Here is a 19,670-nt window from a genome sequence, read left to right on the forward strand (position 1 = left end):
GGCTTCCTGCGTCAGAGGAGGTGCGGCTCGGTGCGGAAGCGGCAGGTGGGATCGTCGGGCAGGTCGACGGAGAAATCCGTGGCCGGGCGCTCATGCCGAACGCCCCCGTAGACCTCCATGATCTGCCGGCCGACGGCGCTCCAGGAATAGACCCGGCGGCATTCCTCGAGGCCGGCCGTGGCCAGCCCGCGGCGCAGCTCCGCGTCGGTGACGACCCGGGTCAGTGCGGCGGCGAGGGCCGGAACGTCGCCCGGATCGACCATCAGGCCGTTCTCGCCGTCGCGCAGGCAGTCCGAGACCCCGACCGCGTGGCAGGAGACCACCGCGAGCCCCGCCGCCATCGCCTCCAGGATCGTGTTGGAGAACCCCTCCGCGTAGGTCGGCGAGACGAACACGTCGGCCCGGCGGTAGAGGTCCGGCACGTGGCCGTATTCGGCATAGCCGGTGAAGGCGATGTCCCGCGGCGCGAAGGCGAGGTCCGCGGCCAGCGCCTGGGCGGGATCCACGTCCGGTCCGATGCCCGAGATCGTGGCGGCGAAAGGCGTGCCCTGCTCGCGCAGGATCGCCAGGGCGTTAATGAAGTCGAGCACGCCTTTCCGGCGGTCGACCCGGCCGTGGTAGAACAGCCGGACCGGGCCGGCATGCGGCGCCGGCAGGCCGTCGGGCGTCCCTTGCGCGAAGCGGTCGGTGTCCACCGCGCCGGGCACGATCGTGAACCGGCCCGGATCGGAGCCGAGGCGCTCGCAGACCTCGTCCACGAAGGACGCGCCGCCGATCAGCAGGGCGTTGGCATGGGCCAGGACCTCGCACATCGCCACCCGGTGCGTCTCGCAGCAGGAGCCGACCCAGTGGCCGTCGCCGCCCTGGATCGAGACCACGCTCGGCACCCCGAGCTTTCGGGCGGCGAGCAGGACCGCCCAGCCGGTGGGATAGCCGTACTGCGCGTGCAGCACGTCGAAAGGCGTGCGCGCATGCTCCCGCTCGATCGCCTCGACCATGGTGGCGATGTCGCGCTCGAAATCGCCCGCCTGCTGCTCGCCGAGCTGCTCCAGGCCGATCACCCGCACGCCGGGCACGGGCGGCGGCGGGCCGCCGCCATAGACCCGGGTCCCGAAGGCATCGCCCCGGTACTGGGAGATCATCGTCACGTCATGGCCGGCGCCGACCAGCTCGCGCAGCAGGTTCTGGGCGTAGACGCTCATGCCCGAAATCGCCGGGAAGTAGCGGCGGCTGAGGAAGAGGATTCGCATTGGGGGACGCTTCTCAACGAGACACAGGACGCACGCGGCTGCCCCCTCTCCCGTGCGGGCGGGTGGATTCGCGCATCGCGACACGACGGGTTCTCGGCTGCAACGGACGTCGCATCTCAGCAGCCACGCGCTCTCCCTCCCCCCTCTGCGGGGGAGGGTGGCCCCCGGAAGGGGTCGGGAGAGGGGAGCGACGGTGCAGGATGGGGCAGCTGCGTTCGAAACGCTCCATCCTGAAACCGTGCTCCCCTCTCCCGACCCCTGCTGACGCAGGGGCCACCCTCCTCCGCAGAGGGGGGAGGGAGACGCGCGTGGGTTCAGCCGTTGCCCTTATCCGGCAGCGATGTGTGAACATCGTAGCCCGCGCGGGAGAGGGGACCCGCGCCGCGTCCTGAGCCCCGATCGCGCATCCCATCATTGCCATTGCCGCCGCGTCTCCTGCTCGCCGGCGAGGACCGGGCCGGGGCGGCGGCAGGCGCGGAGGTAATCGAGCGCCTGCGGGATCATAACGTCGGCCCGGTGGCTCTCCCGGGAGAGCTCGACGCAGACCAGCTTGCCGTAGCCGACCGCCTCCAGCGCCTCCAGCACGCCCGGCACGTCCATGTCGCCTTCGCCGAAGGGCAGGTGGATGTGGCTGCCGCGCTTCATGTCCTCGATCGCCACGGTGCCGGTACGGTCGGCGAACTCGCGGACGGCCGCGGCCGGTTCGCGCTCACCGGTGACCAGGCAGTGCCCGGTGTCGAGGGCGAGCTTCAGCCCGGGGACGTCGAGGGCCGCATAATCGTCCAGGGTCTCGATCAGCATGCCGGGCTCGGGTTCCAGGCACGGCACGATCCCGGCCTGTGTCGCGAAGGCCGCGACCTCGTGCAGCCCCTCCCCCAGCCAGCGCCGGGCCTCGCCGTGATCCACGCCGGGCTTGGGCACGCCCGCCCAGAACGAGACCGCCTCGGCGGACAGAATCGCGCCGATCTCCACCGCGCGCTTGAGGAAGCCGACCCGCCGGGCGCGCCCGGCGGCGTCGGCGGTCACCAGGGTCGGCTCATGCTTGGCGTTGGGGTCGAGCAGGAAGCGGGCGCCGGTCTCGATGACGCAGGCCAGCTCGAGCCGTTCCAGCAGGCTCGCGACCCGGCCGGCCTCCGCGGCCCAGGTTTCGGCGAACGGATCGAGGTGGTGAATGTCCAGCGTCAGGGCCACGCCGTCGTAGCCCGCTGCCTTGATCAGATGCAGCGCGTCGTCGAGGCGGTGGTTGGCGGCGCCGTTGGTGTTGTAGGCGAAGCGCAGGGTCACGCCGCCCTCCCCTGCTTCTGGGCGAGCCGGAACGGCGCGTGGTGCGATTCCGGCTCGCGGTAGAGCGGATAGTGCCGCCCGACGATCCGCTCGGCGAGGGCTGTGTCGAACAGCGGCTGGCCCCCGAAGCGCTCCAACGCCTCCGGGGTCAGGCGCACCGGGCGCAGGGTCTCGCTCTCGGTACCGAAGCGGATCAGCGGATGGTCGCGCTCGAGCAGCTTGCGCGTGTTGCGCTCGCCGATGCGGTAGTAGCTCATGGTCTCGACCTCGAGCCCGGGCACGATCGCCTTGACCACGCCGACGCTGCCGCCGAGCGGCGAGCAATCGACGTAGAGCACGTCGAACCCCGCCTCCAGCAGCCGGTCGCAGGCGATCTTGCCGCGGGCATGGCCGTCCGGGGCCGGGGTGGAGGGCAGCTCCGAGAACCGCTTGGTGCTCCGCTGGCCATAGACGGTGTCGGCCAGCACGTCCCGGAGGCCGGCAGCCGGCATCTCGATCCATTCGAGCATCGCCTGAAGGGCGCGGCTCTCCTCGAGATCGAGGCTCGGCAGGGCCTTCTGGATGAATGCATCGACGTAGCCCGGCGGGGTCACGGTGGCGGCCATGTCGAGGGGGCCGTGCCCGAAGGTCTTGCGCACCCGCGCCGCCTGGAACTCCAGCAGCGCCTTGCGCAGCGCCCGCTCCCGGTCCGGATCGCAGGCCTCGCCGCAGGCCGAGAGGGCGATCGGCGCCGGGGTGCGGGCCGGATCCTCGTCGTAGCCGACGACGTAGAGGTTGGTGAGGCCGAACTGGTCGGTGGCGAACTTCGGCAGCGCCCGGATGCCCAGCTCCTTGAGCCGGGCCAGCATCGCGGCGTTCTCCGGCCCGATCCCGTCGAGGTCGAGCATCACCCCCTGGTCGAGCGCCCGGAACAGCAGGCCGTTGCCGTCGCGCTGGAGCAGTTCCAGGACGCCGTGGCCCAGCGCGAAGGGCACGTCGGGTCCGGCGCCGAGGCCGTTGGTGATCAGGTTCGTGAAGGGCTTGTAGCCCTCGGACAGCTCGAAATAATCGGTGGCGGCCACATCGAGCGGCATCAGTACGATCTCGCCGGTGGCGTACCGGACCGCCGGCGTCCATTCGAGCACCGTGTCGCGGCCGACCGGGGAGCCCGCGGGCAGGCAGAGGGTCAGCGGGTCGGCCACCGAGGCGGCGCCGTAGACCCGGGCGAGGTCGGTGTAGCTCGCCCGCTCCTTGGCTCGCGGCAGCACCGCCAGCGAGGGCATCAGGTTCTCGGCGATCTCCGCGACGGCGCCGATCAGCGCCTCCTCGTCGGTGGCGCCGTAGCCGATGCCGGACGGCATCGCGCCGACGAAGAACGGGTCGTCGAGGAACAGGGCGACGAACCAGACCGGCACGCCGGTGCGGTCCAGCGGCGCCAGGGGGAAGCCGACCACGCGGCCCTCCGGCAGGACGTCCAGATAGGCCTTGACCGGGTCGGGCAGGATCGCGGGCAGCCCCTCGATCGGCCTCTTGGCACCGAAGCGGTAGGCCCGCGGCGCCTTGATCCGGTCGTGGCGGGCGCGGTCGTCCTGGTCGTGGATGGCGTCTGGGTTGGTCAAGTCGTGTTCCCGTCTTCGTCGAACCGTTCGCCGCGGCCTCTCTCCACCCCTCTCCCTCATCCCGAGGTGCCCGCGTCGGGATATGGGAGTGGGGGTGGGACGCCCCGGAGCCTGGTTCCGTGGTTGGCTATCCCGTCCTGACGCGCCTACCCCTGCCCGTAGGCGCGGGCGACGAGTCGCATGGTGTGGAGGTCGCGAGCCGCCGAATAAGCCGTCCGTTCCTCGGGCCGGCGCAACGCCGAGCCGAAGGCGCGGACCTGCTCGGTGAAGGGCGAACTGTCGGCATCGAAGGCCTGCGGCTCGGAACGCCCGGTCGCGCCGTCGATGAACAGCAGCGTGCCGCCGGCCGTCTGGCCCATCGTGTTCTCGGCGACGAGCATGCCTTTGGTGCCGACCACCTCCAGGCGCCGCCGCGGGAGCGCGTCGGGGCAATTGTAGGCCACGTGCAGGCTCGCCAGGGCGCCGCCGCCGGTGCGGCCGATCAGCAGGGCGCCGTCATCGACCGAATAGTCCTGGGCGCGGGTCTGGGTGAGGGCCGCGAGATCCGCGATCGGCTCGCCGAGCAGGAAATCCACGAGGTCGAGCCCGTGGGGGGCGAGGTCCATGAGGGCGCCGCCGCCGGCCTGGGCGGCGTCGATCCGCCAGTTCGGCTGGCCGGCCTCGGACCAGTCGCGCCCGAGCCAGCAGGCGTAGACGATCCGCAAAGCCGTGACGGTGCCGAGCCGCCCCGCCGCGACCTGGGCCCGAATCATTCGGTGGGCCGGATGGTGCCGCTGGTCGAACGCCGTCCCGTAGAAGATTTTCCGGGACTCCACCGCCCGCACGATGGCTTCGGCGTCATCGAGCGTCGCCGCCATCGGCTTCTCGCACAGGACCGCCTTGCCGGCGGCGGCCAGCGCCTCGACGGCGCCCCGGTGCAGGTGGTTCGGCGTCGCCACGTAGACCGCCTCGACCGCGGGCTCGGCGATAAGGCCAGCGAGGTCGGCATGGACGCGGGCGCCTTCGCGCTCGGCCGCCGCGCGGCTCTCCGGGTTCGGATCGCTGACCGCGACGAGCCGGTGCCCGGCGGCGCGGATGCCCGGGGCCATGTAGTCGCGGGCGACCCAGCCGTAGCCGACGATGCCCCAGCCGACCCCGTCCATCACCAGCGCTCCGGCAGATCGACGAATTCGCGGGCGCGGACGCGCTGCGTCTCGGGCCCGTCGATGCGGCCGTCGAAGGTGAGCTGCGCGGGGCCCGGCGATCGCATCGGGTAGGTGGCGCGGGGGGCGTATTCCGCCTCGTAGCGCTCGGAGGGCCAGCGGATCGCGTAGCCGTCCCCCTCCGGCCGATACAGCGGGTTGAGCTGCACGACGGTGCCGGCCTTCGGCAGCGTCAGGCCGTCCACCACCGCCCGCGGAGCCGGACGCATGCCGGGGCCCGCCACCACCGAGAACGCCTCGCAGCTCCGCAGCGCCGTGGGTTCCTGGGGCACCGGCGCCCGGCCCTCGACCAGGGCGCGGGTCAATTCCGCGTCGTCGTACACGAGGGCGTCGGGGAACAGGTCGGCGATCTCCTCGGCGGTGACGGCCCGGCCGGCGGAGAAGCCCGGGCAATCGCGGTTGTGGATGTGGCTGAGCGCGAGCCAGCCGTCGTCCCCGGCATTCAGCCGCAGGTTCTCGAGCAGGGCCGGCTTATCGTCGAGGAAGTAGAAGGCGTCGTTGCAGGCCACGAGATCGACCGGCGCGCCGGGGATCGGCCAGTGCGGCGAGCCGGCGTCGAAGCAGACGAGTTGCGCCTTCGGCCCCACGACCCAATGGCGTGCGACCCACAGCTTGGCGAAGACCACGTCGGCGCCGGCGGCCTTGCAGCCGCGGCGCTCGAGTTCCCGCAGGTAATGGCCGATGCCGCAGGCGAATTCGAAGACGCAGCGCGGCTCGTTCCAATGGGCCTCGAGCAGCGTCAGGCCGGCCAGGAAGGTCGGGTCGGTCCAGCGATGCAGGAAGTAGTCGCCGACCCGGCCCCAGCCGAGCCAGTCGACCGCCTCCCGGAGGGTCGCGTCGCGCCGGCCCTTGATCAGCCGGATGATCCCGGCCGGGTCGGCGGGAGGGCCGTTCCACCACGCGTCCTGATCGACCAGCAGGGCGGCCAGGGCCTCGTCGGGCTCGCCCGCATCGAGGTGGGCCAGGACACGTTCGACCAGCGCCTCGCGGCCGACCCGCAGGTACGGGATGCCGTCGATGACGGGCCAGCGCGCGCCGGTGCCGGCGTCGCGCAGGGCGTGCGGCGCATCGGGCTTCAGGGGGTTGCCGGTCTGCGGCGATTGGAGTTCGAACGGGATCATGGGCTCTCAAGACCGCCCCGTCAGATGGGCGACCGGGTCTGACGGACAACGCGGGTTCGGTCCTAAGGGATGCGCATGTCGCGCAGGACACGGTCGTGGAACCCCTTCACCGGCCCGGCATGGACCAGCTCCCACTCGTCGAGCACCGCCGCCATCGTGGTCGAGGCACCCCGCAGATGCTGGGCGATCTGCAAGACCCGATCGACGCAGTCGGCCGCGTGGAAGGCACGGCCCTCTGCGGTGGCGTCGTCCGGCAGCACCGCGCGCGCCCGCTCGACATGCCCGCGCAGGGGCCCGTCGAGCTCGGACATCGCCCAGCCGGTGGTCACGGCCATGATCGGGCCGAGATGGTCACCGAGCAGCATCTCGCCGGTGAAGCCGGCATCCGGCATCGCGGCGTTGTGGAAGTGATGCGCCATCGCGGCCAGGAACACGGTTCCGGGATCGGCCCGGTAGAATGGGCTGAGGCAGACGCCGTAGACGGCCACGATCAGGCAATGCTCGGCGTGGTTCTCCGGCGGTTCCAGCAGGATCCGGGCGCGGCCGGGGCAGGTCACGCCCGCCCGCGGCTGCTGGGCCAGGGCCGCCACGAAGGACGGCAAAGGTCCGGGCCGGCCCGGCGGGCGCGGCGCGAGCCGGCCGCGCAGGCGATCCCGCAGGGCTGGATCGAGGTCGCCGGTCACGGCATCGAAGCCCGCGACCAGGACCGCGGAGGCCGCCGCATCGGAGAGCCCCGCCGCCGACAGGAAGGCGGCGTCGAGGTCGCAGAGCCGCGTCGCGGCGAGCGTCGTCGCGGTGATGTCGAGGGCGACATCGTCGGGCGAGGCCCCACCCGTGAGTAGGCCCCACCCCTGCGCGAACAGCCGCTCGGCGATCGACCCCTCGCGGCCCGCGGAGCGGACGCGCTTGAGGTCGTTCATCTCCACGAAGAGTTCACGCAGCGCGGCCGGCGCCGCGGCACCCGACATCAGTGGACGCCGAGCCAGTCGAGAAGCATCGCTTCCTGCTTGCCGAAGGCGTGCTCCGGCCCGCGGCCGTTCTTCACCATCGGGGCCTTGAAGAAGGTCGAGAGCTGCTCCTGCACGCCGCCGTCGCCGCGCTTCTTCGCCAGATCGAGCACACGGGCGATCTCGATGACGAGCGGCGCCGCCAGGATCGAGTCCTTGCAGAGGAAGTTGACCTTGATCTGCATCCGCTGGCCCATGAAGCCGGTGACGTCGATGTTGTCCCAGGCTTCCTTGTCGTCGCCGCGGGGGCGGTAATAGTGGATGTGCACGAGGTGGTCCTCGACCGGGTAGCCGAGGATCGAGTCGAGCACCGTGCCCTTGGTGTTGAGCTTCGACTGCAGCGAGTTCGGGTCGTTCAGGGCGAGGCCGTCGCGGTTGCCCAGGATGTTGGTCGAGAACCAGCCGTCGACATGGAGGGCGCGGGCCTTGAAGGCGGGAGCCAGCACCGTCTTCATCATGGTCTGGCCGGTCTTGCCGTCCTTGCCGGCCACCGGGACGTTCATCTCCGTGGCCAATCCGAGCAGGGCCGGCACGTCGGCCGCGATGCTCGGGGTGAAGTTGGCGTACGGGATCCCGCTCTTGATCGCCGCGTAGGCGTAGAGCATCGCCGGGGAGATCGCCTCGTCGCTCGAATCCAGGCCCTTCTCGAAGGCGGCGGTGGAGTTCAGGGTCGGGTCGTTGAGGTCCGGCCAGCGCTCCGTGGAGGCGAGGTTCACGACGACCACCTCGTCGAGGTTGCTCTCCTTCTGGAAGCGGCGCAGGTCGTTGGCGATCACCGAGACCGCCTCGCGATGGTCCTTGGCGACGATGCGGTTCTGCCCGTCGATGTTCTTGCAGAACTTCGCGCTGCCCACCGCCGGCCAGGGCGTGATGCCCTTCAGGACCTGGGCGCCGTTCTCGATGTCGTCCCTCGACAGCACGCCGTGACCGGTCGCGGCCGAGGCGAGGTCGTCGCCGTTCAGGTCCCAGCCGGCGAACACGAGGTCCTTGTAGTCCACCATGCCCGCGACGGAGAGGCCGGCGAGCGGCAGCCCGTCAAGCCGGTTCGATCCGGATTTGATCATTTCGATGCCGGCGATGGCGGTGGTGGCAACGGCGCCACCCATGCCAACGAACGCGACGCCGACGCGGCGACCGGTCTGCATGCTCATCGGAAAATAGTGTCCTTGTGGGGACGCGCGTCGCGTCTGGGGAATGAGTAGTCGAGCCCCCCGGGGCGATATTTAACTGGCTCGACCGTGGCCCGTTCCAAGTCGAATGCGACAACTTTGCGCTTCGAGACCGGCAAGCACGGCCGGATCACGGCGTTAAGGCGGCCTGAAAAAGCAGGGTTAACCCTTCGTTGACCGTGCCACGCTTGAATCACGGAGCCGTCCCATTCTGGTCACGGCCGGCGCCGATAGGGCCGCCGCTTCAAAGAGCCCGGCCGCCAGACGCCGGGCCGACGCAAGGGACAATCTGGAAGAGGACCAGTGATGGGGGTTTTCCCGGAGCCGGCGCGTTGCGCCGACGACGTGAGCCGACTCGTGCCGAAGACGTCCGACCGCACGAGTCGTTTTGAGGATGAGACCGTGGCCTGGCTGCCGCGGCAGCAGGATGGGACCAAGCACCGGGCACTTCGCCGCATGGGCCGCAACGGCCTCCGGCGCTTCACCGGGACCCTAGCTCTGGGCTTCGTTTCCGGGTTCGGCCTGCCGCAGGCGGCCTTCGCGCCGGCCTTCTTCGCGCCCGCCGCGCAGGCCCATGACCGGATCGATATTAGCCCGCGCACCGCCCAGGCCCTCGCCGCCGACGGCCGCACCGGCTGGTTGCGGGACGGCGCGCCGGACGAGGGCCTGCGGGCCGGATTCCCGGACGCGGCGCCGGCCGAGGGCGCGGCCGCCTGGACCGGGCTCCCCGTCGAGGACCAGGAGCCGGCGACCGCCGCGCTGATCCAGGACGACCTCGCGAGCCTGCCGCGGGTCACCCAGGAGCAGGGCGAGGACGCCGTCCGGTTCGGCGAGCGCAGCGTGCCGCGCAAGGTGGTCGACACGATCGTGAAGGCCTCCGACGAAGCCGGGGTCGACCCGGTCTACATGATGGCGCTTGCCGACAAGGAATCGAGCTTCGACACGGAGGCCAAGGCCGGGACCTCCTCGGCGCAGGGCCTGTTCCAGTTCGTCGCCCGCACCTGGCTGGAGATGATCCGCGATTACGGCGCCCGCTACGGCCTCGACGAAGAGGCCGCCGCCGTGAAGGGCCGTGGCTCCGCGATCACCGTCGCGAGTTCCATGCGGGCCCGCGTGCTCAACCTGCGCAACGATCCCCGGATCGCCGCCCTGATGGCGGCCGAGCTGATCAAGCGCGACCGCGAGCGGATCGAGGCCCGGGTCGGCCGGACGCTCACCACCACGGAGCTGTACCTCGCCCACTTCCTGGGCAGCGCCAGCGCCGGGCGCTTCCTGTCGCTCTCCTCCGAGAAGCCCGACGAGGTGGCGGGGCGCGAGTTCCGCAGCGCCGCCCGGGCCAACCGCAGCCTGTTCACCGAGAAGTCCGGCGGCAAGCGCCGCAGCCTGACGGTCGCGGAGCTGCACGGCCGGATCGACGACATGATCGATCGACGCCTGACCCGCTACCAGGGTGTCGCCGCGGTGGCGGCGGCCGTCGACAGGGCGCCGGCCCAGACCGAGACCGCCGCCAACGAGGCCGCCCCGTCGCCGGACAACCGCCGCGTCGAGGTCACGGAGGCGCTGCCGCCGGACGGCGTCTGACGCCATCGACGGTCAGTGCCCGCCCGCCGCCGCGCCACCGCCGAGCTTGACCGATTTCAGGCTCAGCGCGAGGGGCACCGCGCAGGCGGCGACCAGGCCCAGCACCCAGAACACGTCGATATAGGCCCAGTAGGCGACCTCGGTCTGGAGCACGCTGCCGATCCAGGCGGTCGCCTGGCTCTGGGCCTCGACGCCGGCATAGCCGTGCTCGGAGAAGTACTGCGTCGCCTGCCGCATGGTCTCCTGGTAGCCCGGCGCCGTCGGGTTGACGCTCTCGACCAGCCGGCTCTGGTGGAACTGGCTGCGATAGGCCAGCACGTTCTGGGCGAGCGAGACGCCCATGGAGCCGCCGACGTTCCGGGCGACGTTGATCAGGGCCGAGGCCTGGTCGGTCTGGTCCTTGCGCAGGCCCTCGTAGGAGGCCGAGGTGATCGACAGGAACACCATCGGCAGGCCGATGCCGATATAGACCCGCGACCACGCGAAGAACGAAAAGGTGGTCGTGCCGTTGAGGCGCGTCAGGTCGTACATTCCCAGCGCCACAATGGTCATGCCGGCGGCGATCAGCCATTTCGGCTGCACGTAGGCCGAGGCCCGGCCGGTGAGGAACATCATCACCACCGTGACCATGCCGCCCGGGCCGAGGACGAGGCCCGACAGGGTGGCGGTGTAGCCGTAATATTCCTGCGTGATCTGCGGGATGAACTGCGTGGTGGAGATCAGGATCGCCCCGGTGAACATCATCACCAGGAAGCAGGAGCCGAACTGGCGGTTGCCGATCAGGCGCAGGTCCACCGCCGGATTCTTCTGGTTCAGGAGCCACGGGATCATGGCGACGAACGAGACGACCACGAGGACGCCGGAGACGTTCATCAGGGTCGAGGTGCCGAACCAGTCCTTCCGCTGCCCCTCGTCGAGGATGACCTCGAGCGAGCCGAGGAACACGGCGACCAGCAGGAAGCCGACGAGGTCGAACCGGATGCCCTTGCGCACCAGGGCGCGGCGCTCCTTCTTGGCCGCCTCGCTGTCCTCGATCAGCCAGTACATCAGCCCGAGCGCGATCATGCCGATCGGCCCGTTGATCAGGAAGCACCAGTGCCAGGAGGCGTTGTCCGACAGCCAGCCGCCCAGCGTCGGGCCGATCACGGGCGCGACCACGATGGCCACGCCGTAGAGGGCGAAGGCCTGCCCGCGCTTCTCGGGCGGGAACGAATCGGCGAGGATCGACTGCGCCAGCGGCGCCATGCCGCCGCCACCCAGCCCCTGCAGCACCCGGAACAGCAGCAGCGATTCGAGGCTCCAGGCGAAGCCGCACAGGATCGACGCGATGGTGAACAGGGCCACCGACCACATGAAGAACGCCTTGCGGCCGTAGCGCTTGGCCAGAAAGCTCGACGCGGTCAGCGTGATGGCGTTGGCCACCAGGTAGCTCGTCACCACCCAGGCCGCCTCGTCGGGCCCGACCGCGAGGCCGCCCGAGATGTAGCGCAGGGCGACGTTGGCGATGGTGGTGTCGAGCACCTCCATGAAGGTCGCCAGCGCCACCACGCCGGCGATCAGCCAGGGATTGTGGCCGCCGGGTGCCTTCGCCGCGGACGCCTTCGCGCCGGACGCTTTGCCTGCAGGCGACCTGCCCCCGGAGGCCTGGGCCGTGCCGGCCATCGCGGTCACCGCACCGTGACGGTGGGCACGACCGACATGCCCGGGCCGATCGACACGTCCGTCGGCCAGTCCTTCACCACGATCTTCACCGGGATGCGCTGCGTGACCTTCACGTAGTTGCCGGTGGCGTTCTGGGCCGGCAGCAGGCTGAAGGCGGTGCCCGAACCCGGCTGGACGGAGGCCACGGTGCCGTGGATCGTGCGGCTCGGATAGGCATCGATCACGAGGTCCACCGGCTGGCCGGGACGCATGTCGGCGATCTGCGTCTCCTTGTAGTTCGCCGTGACCCAGATGTCGTCCGGCACGAACATCGAGAGGCTCTGGCCGGCCTGCGCGTAGGCTCCGATGCCGCCCGTCAGCCGGACCACGCGCCCGGGCTGCACGGCCTGGATCGTCGTGTAGCCGAGGTTCAGCTCGGCCTGCTCGACCTGCGCCTTGTCGCGGGCGAGCTGCGCTTCCGTCGAGGCCTTCTGGGCCTGGAGCGAGCCGATCTGCTTCTGGGCCGCCACGACGCTCGCGTTGGCGCTCTGCACCGAAGCCTGGCGCTGCTGCAGCGTCGAGGTGGCCGACTGGGATTGCTGGACCGAGCCCGATCCGCGCTCCGCCAGGTCCTTGTACCGGGCCGCGTCCTCCTGGGCGAACTTCAGCGCCGCCTCGGCGGTGGCGACCTGGGCCTTCGACACGTCGATGTTGGCGTACTGCGCCTGGATCTGGGCGTCGATGTTCTTGATCGCCGCCGCGTCGGCCACGACCTGCGCCTTGGCCTGTTCGAGGGCGATCTTGTAGTCGCGCTGGTCGATCTGGAACAGCATCTGCCCGGCATCGACGTGCTGGTTGTCGGTGACCGGCACCGCGACGAGATAGCCGCCGACCTTCGGCTGGACCGAGATGCTGCGGGCATCGACGAACGCGTCGTCGGTGCTCTCGTAGGGGTGCATGTACAGCAGCCAGTAGAAGAACACGCCGACGCCGAGCGCGACCACCGCGAGGGCTCCGAGGATGAACGCCACCGGATGGCGCCGCAGGACGCCCGGGCGCCGCTCGTCCTCGTCCTGCTCGCCGTCCCCGGGGGCGCCGTCCTCCTGGTCGCCATCCCGGTCGGCGTCTGCCTCGGGGGCGCCCCGGTCGTCGTCCCGGGACGGCTTGCGCGCGGTCTCGGCAGGCGCGGCGTCCCGGCCGAGATCAAGGATGTCGCGAGCGGGCGGCTCGGGCCGGCTCTCGGCCGGCAGCGGATGGGACGCGGACTCGGCTGCCTGCCGCTGATCGTCAAACATGGCGTCTCATCACCACCGGATGGGCCGGCCACCCTGCGGCGGCCGGGCTCTGTTCGTGCCCGCCTCGGTCAGCAAAAGCCGGCGGCCGCGCCAAGGTTCCGGCCCGTCGGCGGCCGCGTTCAGGAACGCTTGTCGCAGTGCAGCGTTCTGCGGGCGGGTCGGCCGGGCATGCGCCCGACGCGCTTCGGAGTTCCGCCATGACCAGCACCCCGTCCCCGAGACCGCCCGGATCCGGCATCGGTTCGAGCGCGACGTCGCCCTCGGGCATCCCGCTGACCGGCACCGCCCGCCTGGACGCCATGAGCACGGTGCTCGCCCGGAACTGGTGGCTCATCGCCCTGCGCGGCGTCGTCGCGATCCTGTTCGGCATCGTCGCCTTCGCGGCTCCGCAGGCCTTCGTGCTGTCGCTGGTGTTCCTGTTTGCCGCCTACATGCTGGTCGACGGGATCTTCGCCATCGTCGGCGCGGTGCGGGCGGCCCAGCGGCACGAGCGCTGGGGCTTCCTGCTGCTCGAAGGCATCGTCGACGTTGTCGTGGGCGTGGCCGCCGTGCTGGTGCCGGCCGCCGCGGTCTGGGCCTTCGTGCTGCTCCTCGCCGCCTGGGCGCTCGTCACCGGCGGGCTGATGATCGCGGCGGCGTTCCGGCTGCACCTGCATTACGGGCGCTGGTGGCTGGGGCTCGGCGGCCTCGTCTCGATCCTGTTCGGCATCGCGCTGATCCTGGAGCCGGGCATGTCCGCCCTGGTCCTGACCTGGTGGATCGGCGCCTACACGTTCGCGTTCGGCGTGCTCCTGCTGATCCTCGCGGTGAAGCTGCGCAGCCGCCACGGAATGGCCGGACCGGTCGCCGGGCGGTAGCGGTTCGCGTTGCGCGGGGCACACGGTCGCGGCGCCTCGGACGCCGCGACCGGGCATCGTCCGTTTGTCGATGGGACTCGCACCCGAATGCAGCTTAGAACGCTGCCTCGACCGGACGGTCCGGTCCCGGAACACGCATCGCGATGACGCCAGACGCGCCGGAGCGCGCCCCGACCGATCCGGGCCCCGCACGGGATCCCGGGGCCGACACGGCGGACCCGCGCCGGGCGGCCCGAGAGGCCGGACGCGCCGCGCGCGATCTTTTCCGCCACCTGTGGATCCTGATCGCCGCCGCCGGGCGCGGCATGCTGCAAGCCGGGCGTTCGGCTTTCTCGCGAATCGCCGGCGCCCTGACCCGGCGACGTGACCGCGCGCGGCCCGTCGCGGCCGAGCGGTCCGCTGCGGCGGACACGGTACCGGGCTTCGCGGAAGGCCAAGGCCGCTTCGGCCGCCTGCGGCGCCGGCCCGTTCTGCTCGCCGCCGGGGCCGCGATCCTGCTGCCGGCCCTGGCGCTGGCGGTCTACCTGCTGGCCGCCCTGGTGACCCTGCCGCCGCTGGGCGGGGCGGTCGTCGAGACCGGCCAGCGGGCGATCACCGTCGAGGCCGATGACGGCCGGGTCTTCGCCACCCGGGGCAGCTTCCGCGGCCAGAAGCTCACCGCCGCCGACCTGCCCCCGAACCTCGCCAAGGCGATCGTCGCGATCGAGGATCGCCGGTTCTACAGCCACTGGGGCATCGACCTGCGCGGCCTCGCCCGCGCCGCCTGGCGCAACGCCGCGGGCGGCGGGGTGCGCGAGGGCGGCTCGACCATCACGCAGCAATATGTCCGCCTGACCTCGCTCAACCAGGAGAAGACGCTCTGGCGCAAGGTCCAGGAGGCGTTCCTGGCGCTCCGGGTCGAGACCACGATGAGCAAGGACGAGATCCTGCTCGGCTATCTCGACGCCGCCTATTTCGGCGCCGGCGCCTACGGGGCGGACGCGGCGGCCCGGCGCTATTTCGGCAAGCCCGCCAAGGCCCTGACCCTGCCCGAGGCGGCCATGCTGGCCGGGCTGGTACGGGCGCCCTCGCAGCTCGCCCCGACCCGCAACCTCGGCGGCGCCAAGGAGCGGGCCGACGTGGTGCTCCAGGCCATGGTCGAGACCGGGGCGATCACGCAGAAGGACGCCGACGCGGCGCGCAAGCAGAGCGTGACCCTGCGCTCGCCCCCCGAGGCGCCGCCGGGCACCAACTACTTCCTCGACATGATCGCCGGCGACGTGAAGCGCCTGGCCGGGACCGACGGCGACATGACCGTGCGCTCGACCCTCAACCTCGACCTGCAGAGCCTCGCCGAGGGCGTCGTCGCCCGGCGCCTCGACAAGGACGGCGCCAAGCGCAAGGTCGGCCAGGCCGCCATGGTGGTGCTGTCGAAGGCCGGCGCGATCCTGGCGATGGTGGGTGGCCGGGACTACGAGGACAGCCAGTTCAACCGTGCGGTCCAGGCCAAGCGCCAGCCGGGCTCGCTGTTCAAGCTCCTGGTCTACCTGACGGCCTACGAGCAGGGCCTGACGCCCGAGAGCGTGATGGACGATCGCCCGGTGCGGATCGGCGACTGGGAGCCCGAGAACGACGACGGGCGCTACCGTGGGCCGGTGCCGCTGCGGACCGCCTTCGCGCAATCGATCAACACGGTGGCGGCCCAGCTCGGGCAGGATGTCGGCATCCCGGCGGTGATCGCCACCGCGCGCAAGCTGGGGATCCAGTCCGAATTGCCGAACGTGCCGAGCCTCGTCCTCGGCTCCGGCACCGTCAGCCTGCTGGAGATGACCCGCGCCTACGGCTCGGTGCTCTCCGGCCGCGCGCCGCTGGCGAGCTTCGGCATCCACGCGATCCGCGGGGCGGCCCCGCAGCCGCTCTACGTCCGGGCCGAGCCGGCGCCGGCCGGCACCCTGGCGCAGGAGCCGCGCCAGATGATGCTCGATTCGCTCCAGGCGGTGGTCGATTCCGGGACCGGCCGGGCGGCGCGGGTGCCGGGCCAGATCATCGGCGGCAAGACCGGCACCAGCCAGGATTTCCGCGACGCCTGGTTCGTCGGCATGACCCCGGACCTCGTGGTCGGTGTCTGGATCGGCAACGACGACGACAGCCCGATGAACCGGATGTTCGGCGGCGAGATGCCGGCCGGGATCTTCCACGATTTCGTCCAGCGGGCCTCCGCGCAGCTCGCCAAGGGCCGTCCGCGCCCGTCGGCGGAACGGGCCGAGCCGGCCCCGGCGGTTGCGGCGACACCGCAGCCGGCCCCGCAGCCGACGCAACAGCCGACCCCGGTCGCGTCCAGCGAGATCCGGGGCGTACCCGAAGTGATCGACACCGGGACCCTGTCGCTGCGCGGGCGGACCGTGCACCTCCTCGGCGTCGTGGGCGAGCGCGGGCACCTCGCCCGGCAGCTCGCCAAGTACCTGCGCCGCCGCGAGGTGGTCTGCAGCGTCTCCGAGGATGCCGCAGGCCGCTGCCGGATCGAGGGCGACGACCTCGCCGCCCTGATCCTCACCGCAGGCGGCGCCCGGGCCTCGGACGATGCGCCCCCGGACCTCCTCGGCGCCGAGGAGCAGGCCCGGGCCGAGCGCGTCGGCCTATGGGGCCGGTGACGTGTTCGACCACCCCTGCGATCCAAGCTCGGCGAGCGTCAGCGGATCGGGCGCGCCGCCGAAATACCGCGCCAGGGCCTCGGCGAAACCCGGCTCGTCCGGCGCGGCGCGCGCGAACAGGGTCATGCTCGAGCGGAACTTCATGTCGTCCGGGGAGCCGAAGATCGCATGGGCCGAGCGTCCGGTGACGCCGTTCACCGCCGTCGTGCAGGCGCGCAGGCGTGCGCCGAGCACCGGATGCCCGCAATAGGCCCGCGCCTCGTCCAGGGTGCCGATCGCGTAGCGTCGCGCCATCGGGCTGGAGCCCAGGCCGGCGATCTGCGGGAAGATGAACCACATCCAGTGGCTGCGCTTCTCCCCGGCCCGCAATTCCGCGAGGGCCCGGTCGTAGACGCCCGCCTGGGCGGCGACGAAACGGTCGAGATCGTAGGGTTCGGCCATGATCCGGCTCCGGTCTGCACTACACCAACCCGGTAGCGGTCGCCCGGATGCGCGCGGCCGGATTATCCGGGCGGGCGCTGATCGCGGCCGGCGGGAGACCTATCTCGGCGGGACGTGCCGTCGGCCGGTGGGAGGCACCGGCCCGGCTGCAACGGTACACGGAGACGTCTGATGCCGCAGATCACCGTCCGGGGACTCACGTTCCGCTATGTCCTGGAGGGGCCCGAGGATGCACCCGTGGTTGCGTTCTCGAACTCGCTCGGCGCCACCCTGGACATGTGGGACGCCCTGCTGCCGGCGCTTGCCGGCCGGTTCCGGACGCTGCGCTACGACACCCGCGGCCATGGCGGCTCCGAGACGCACGACCGGCCGACCGAGATCGCGGACCTGGCCGGCGATCTCGCGGGGCTGCTCGACGGGCTCGGGATCGCCCGGGCCCACCTGGTCGGGCTCTCGCTCGGCGGCATGATCGTGCAGGCGCTGGCGAGCGCCGATCCGGCGCGCTGCGCGAGCGCGACCCTGATGGCGACGGCCGCGCATCTTCCGAGCGCACAGAGCTGGAACGAGCGTGCCGAGACGGCGCGGATGCAGGGGACCGGCGCGCTCGTGGACGCGACGCTGGCGCGCTGGTTCACTCCGGCCTTCGCCGAGCGCTCACCCGAGGCCGTACGGTCCGTGCGGGAGCGCTTCGTCGCCTGCGATCCGGTCGGCTACGCGGTGTGCTGCGGCGTGATCGGACGGATGGACCTGCGGCCCGCCCTGTCGGCGATCACGGCCCCGACCCTGGTGATGGCCGGGCGCGACGACCCATCGACGCCCCCCGCCATGGCCGAATCACTCTGTGCCGGCATCGCCGAGGCCGAACTCGTGGTGCTGCCCCGGGCGGCGCATCTCCTGGCGGTCGAGCGCGCCGACGCGGCCGGACGCTACCTGCGGGCGTTCCTTGATCGCATCGAGGCCGGCGGCGCCTGAGGATCCACGAGCCTCAAGCCGCCATCACCCGGAACGGCGCGTCAGTGGCAGGGAATGCCGGCCTCCGCGGGGGACATGCCCCGCGCGAGCCGGCGCCCGACATGGAACAGGACCTTCTCGATCAGCGCGATGGTCAGCGGATCGCCGTCGTGTTTCGCGAGCTGATAGGCGTCGAGCAGGCTGTCGCTGATGTCGCCGAGCAGGTCCACCGGATCGTGCTGCACGTCTGCCCCGAGTGACGACACCGGCGCGGGCGCCGATTCGCCGGCCGGCCCGTCGTGGGCGGCTTGCGAGCCTTCGATGACCTGGCGCGCGGCGTCGATCATGGCCCGCATTTCTGCGAGCAATTCGAGGCTCGTGACGTCGTCTGGCGTATCCTTACGCATGGTTCGGTCCCCCAACCGGTCCCAAACTGCACCTACAGGTTGCGGTCCGTCAACCGTCCGCTTGCCCATCTTGCAGGCATATAGGTTTCAAAGCGGGATTGTCGCAGGCTGCGCCACCGCAAAAGTCGATCACGGCATCATCAAAGAAGAAAACGATTACAACCAAGAGGTGCAGCAGCAGTGAGGCGGCTCGTCGTCCGACCGCATGGCATTCCCGGTTCAAACACAAGAACGCCCCCGCGGAGAGATCCACGGGGGCGCCTGTATCTTCACTGAGCGCAATTAGTATTAACGAGCCGTTACTTGACGAGGGCGAGCAGCGCCTTGCCGGCCTTCGAGTTCAGCTCCTTGGCGTCGAGGGTGCCGTCGTTGTCCGGGTCGGCCATCTTGAAGCGATCGGCGACCGCGGCGAGGTATTCCTTCTTGTCGACGGTGCCGTCGTTGTCCGGATCGGCCTGCTTGAGGCCGGCCTTGCTCAGGCGACCCTTCAGCTCCTTGGCGTCGAGGGTGCCGTCGGCATCCTTCTCCAGGCGGTCGAAGGTCGCGGAGGCGACGGCCTCGACTTCCTTGAGATCGACGGTGCCGTCGTTGTCGGTGTCGATCATCTTGACGGCGCTGGCGCCGCTCACCGGCTTGGCGAGGGCGGCCGGAACTGCGAGGCCCGAAACGGCGACGGCAAAAGCCGCGAAGCCACTGATGAAACGAAGGGTCATTGCCAAATACTCCCGAAATTTGATGCGGGATCTTCCTAGGCGCGCCCGGACGATGCTGCAAGTGCGAAATTGGCAGGGCAGGTCAGCCGCGCGTGGTCCGGATGACGGGGGACACGAAAAAGGGGCCGGCCAGCGCCGACCCCTCATGGATCATCCAGTCACAGCAAGCTGTGGACAGTCCGAATCAGTAACCGTAGCCGCGGCGAACCGCCGGACGGTCGTCCTCGAATCGCTGGCGGCGATACATCCGGTCGTCGTCGGCGCGGTCACGATCCCGGCGGTATTCGTCCCGGCGGAAATCGCGCTCCCGCTGGCCGCGAGAGCGCAGGTCGACGCTGGGACCGTCGGGGCCGATATCGATGCGCTGGGCCGAAGCCGGGACGACAGTCGCGAGGGAGGCGGCCAGGATGGCGCCGGCGAGCAGGGTCTTCATGGGACACTCCTTCGTGCGTTGGAGTGCCAACACAGTCTCGCGACGATCGTTCCCGATTCGCGCAAGGCATCTCCCGCGGCGCCGCAGAGA

General features: G+C 71.0%; 18 protein-coding genes. 5 read left to right on the forward strand and 13 right to left on the reverse strand.

The window, feature by feature from the left end:
- Nucleotides 1-11: 11 nt before the first annotated feature.
- The 7 genes from FV233_RS06250 to FV233_RS06285 form a co-directional block, all read right to left on the reverse strand.
- Nucleotides 12-1,250, reverse strand: a complete 1,239-nt coding sequence (locus tag FV233_RS06250) for a glycosyltransferase family 4 protein (protein ID WP_147896949.1) — start codon at nt 1,248-1,250, stop codon at nt 12-14.
- A 411-nt stretch (nt 1,251-1,661) separates the two neighbouring features.
- On the reverse strand, nt 1,662-2,534 hold the full coding sequence (locus FV233_RS06260; protein WP_147896950.1) for a sugar phosphate isomerase/epimerase family protein: 873 nt from the start codon (nt 2,532-2,534) through the stop codon (nt 1,662-1,664).
- Entirely contained in the window at nt 2,531-4,132 is a 1,602-nt protein-coding gene (locus tag FV233_RS06265) for a YcaO-like family protein (protein ID WP_147896951.1), read from the reverse strand. The genes FV233_RS06260 and FV233_RS06265 overlap by 4 nt, the downstream gene beginning before the upstream one ends.
- 146 nt (nt 4,133-4,278) lie before the next feature.
- Complete coding sequence (locus FV233_RS06270; protein ID WP_147896952.1) at nt 4,279-5,274, reverse strand: Gfo/Idh/MocA family oxidoreductase; 996 nt, start codon at nt 5,272-5,274, stop codon at nt 4,279-4,281.
- On the reverse strand, nt 5,274-6,455 hold the full coding sequence (locus FV233_RS06275; protein ID WP_147856576.1) for a methyltransferase domain-containing protein: 1,182 nt from the start codon (nt 6,453-6,455) through the stop codon (nt 5,274-5,276). The genes FV233_RS06270 and FV233_RS06275 overlap by 1 nt, the downstream gene beginning before the upstream one ends.
- Nucleotides 6,456-6,517: 62 nt before the next feature.
- On the reverse strand, nt 6,518-7,423 hold the full coding sequence (locus FV233_RS06280; protein ID WP_147896953.1) for an HD domain-containing protein: 906 nt from the start codon (nt 7,421-7,423) through the stop codon (nt 6,518-6,520).
- A complete protein-coding gene (locus FV233_RS06285) occupies nt 7,423-8,613 on the reverse strand; it encodes an inositol-3-phosphate synthase (protein ID WP_147856578.1) in 1,191 nt (396 codons plus the stop codon). Before FV233_RS06285 ends, FV233_RS06280 begins: the two co-directional genes overlap by 1 nt.
- A 324-nt stretch (nt 8,614-8,937) precedes the next feature.
- Between FV233_RS06285 and FV233_RS06290 the strand changes: the two genes are divergently transcribed.
- Nucleotides 8,938-10,212 (forward strand): transglycosylase SLT domain-containing protein, encoded by a 1,275-nt coding sequence (locus tag FV233_RS06290; RefSeq protein WP_147896954.1) that lies wholly within the window; start codon nt 8,938-8,940, stop codon nt 10,210-10,212.
- A 12-nt stretch (nt 10,213-10,224) separates the two neighbouring features.
- Here the strand turns inward: FV233_RS06290 and FV233_RS06295 are convergent, their stop codons facing one another.
- Nucleotides 10,225-11,739: a DHA2 family efflux MFS transporter permease subunit gene (locus FV233_RS06295; protein ID WP_246689921.1), complete on the reverse strand. Its 1,515-nt coding sequence runs from the start codon at nt 11,737-11,739 to the stop codon at nt 10,225-10,227.
- Here FV233_RS06295 and FV233_RS31085 point away from each other — a divergent pair.
- Nucleotides 11,738-11,893 (forward strand): hypothetical protein, encoded by a 156-nt coding sequence (locus FV233_RS31085; RefSeq protein WP_246689920.1) that lies wholly within the window; start codon nt 11,738-11,740, stop codon nt 11,891-11,893. The two genes, FV233_RS06295 and FV233_RS31085, sit on opposite strands and share 2 nt — an antisense overlap.
- On the opposite strand, the gene FV233_RS06300 is transcribed toward FV233_RS31085, so the two are convergent.
- Nucleotides 11,880-13,148 carry an HlyD family secretion protein gene (locus FV233_RS06300; protein ID WP_147896955.1) on the reverse strand — a complete coding sequence of 423 codons (1,269 nt, stop codon included), beginning with the start codon at nt 13,146-13,148 and terminating at the stop codon, nt 11,880-11,882. The genes FV233_RS31085 and FV233_RS06300 overlap by 14 nt on opposite strands.
- Nucleotides 13,149-13,345: 197 nt before the next feature.
- Here FV233_RS06300 and FV233_RS06305 point away from each other — a divergent pair, with 197 nt between their 5' ends.
- The gene (locus FV233_RS06305) at nt 13,346-14,005 is read left to right on the forward strand and encodes an HdeD family acid-resistance protein (protein WP_147857309.1); all 660 of its coding nucleotides are present in this window, start codon (nt 13,346-13,348) and stop codon (nt 14,003-14,005) included.
- Nucleotides 14,006-14,148: 143 nt separating this feature from the next.
- Complete coding sequence (locus FV233_RS06310; protein WP_147896956.1) at nt 14,149-16,635, forward strand: PBP1A family penicillin-binding protein; 2,487 nt, start codon at nt 14,149-14,151, stop codon at nt 16,633-16,635.
- Here FV233_RS06310 and FV233_RS06315 read toward each other — a convergent pair.
- Nucleotides 16,621-17,076: a DUF1810 domain-containing protein gene (locus FV233_RS06315; protein ID WP_147896957.1), complete on the reverse strand. Its 456-nt coding sequence runs from the start codon at nt 17,074-17,076 to the stop codon at nt 16,621-16,623. The two genes, FV233_RS06310 and FV233_RS06315, sit on opposite strands and share 15 nt — an antisense overlap.
- A gap of 171 nt (nt 17,077-17,247) precedes the next feature.
- On the opposite strand from FV233_RS06315, the gene pcaD reads away from it, so the two are divergent.
- Entirely contained in the window at nt 17,248-18,048 is an 801-nt protein-coding gene (gene pcaD, locus FV233_RS06320) for a 3-oxoadipate enol-lactonase (RefSeq protein WP_147896958.1), read from the forward strand.
- A gap of 41 nt (nt 18,049-18,089) precedes the next feature.
- On the opposite strand, the gene FV233_RS06325 is transcribed toward pcaD, so the two are convergent.
- The 3 genes from FV233_RS06325 to FV233_RS06335 form a co-directional block, all read right to left on the reverse strand.
- Nucleotides 18,090-18,374 (reverse strand): hypothetical protein, encoded by a 285-nt coding sequence (locus tag FV233_RS06325; protein ID WP_147896959.1) that lies wholly within the window; start codon nt 18,372-18,374, stop codon nt 18,090-18,092.
- A gap of 359 nt (nt 18,375-18,733) precedes the next feature.
- The gene (locus FV233_RS06330) at nt 18,734-19,147 is read right to left on the reverse strand and encodes an EF-hand domain-containing protein (RefSeq protein ID WP_147856287.1); all 414 of its coding nucleotides are present in this window, start codon (nt 19,145-19,147) and stop codon (nt 18,734-18,736) included.
- 184 nt (nt 19,148-19,331) lie between these two features.
- A complete protein-coding gene (locus FV233_RS06335) occupies nt 19,332-19,580 on the reverse strand; it encodes a hypothetical protein (RefSeq protein WP_147856286.1) in 249 nt (82 codons plus the stop codon).
- Nucleotides 19,581-19,670: the final 90 nt, after the last annotated feature.

The sequence above is a fragment of the Methylobacterium sp. WL7 genome, from assembly GCF_008040085.1.
Classification (GTDB): Bacteria; Pseudomonadota; Alphaproteobacteria; order Rhizobiales; family Beijerinckiaceae; genus Methylobacterium; species Methylobacterium mesophilicum.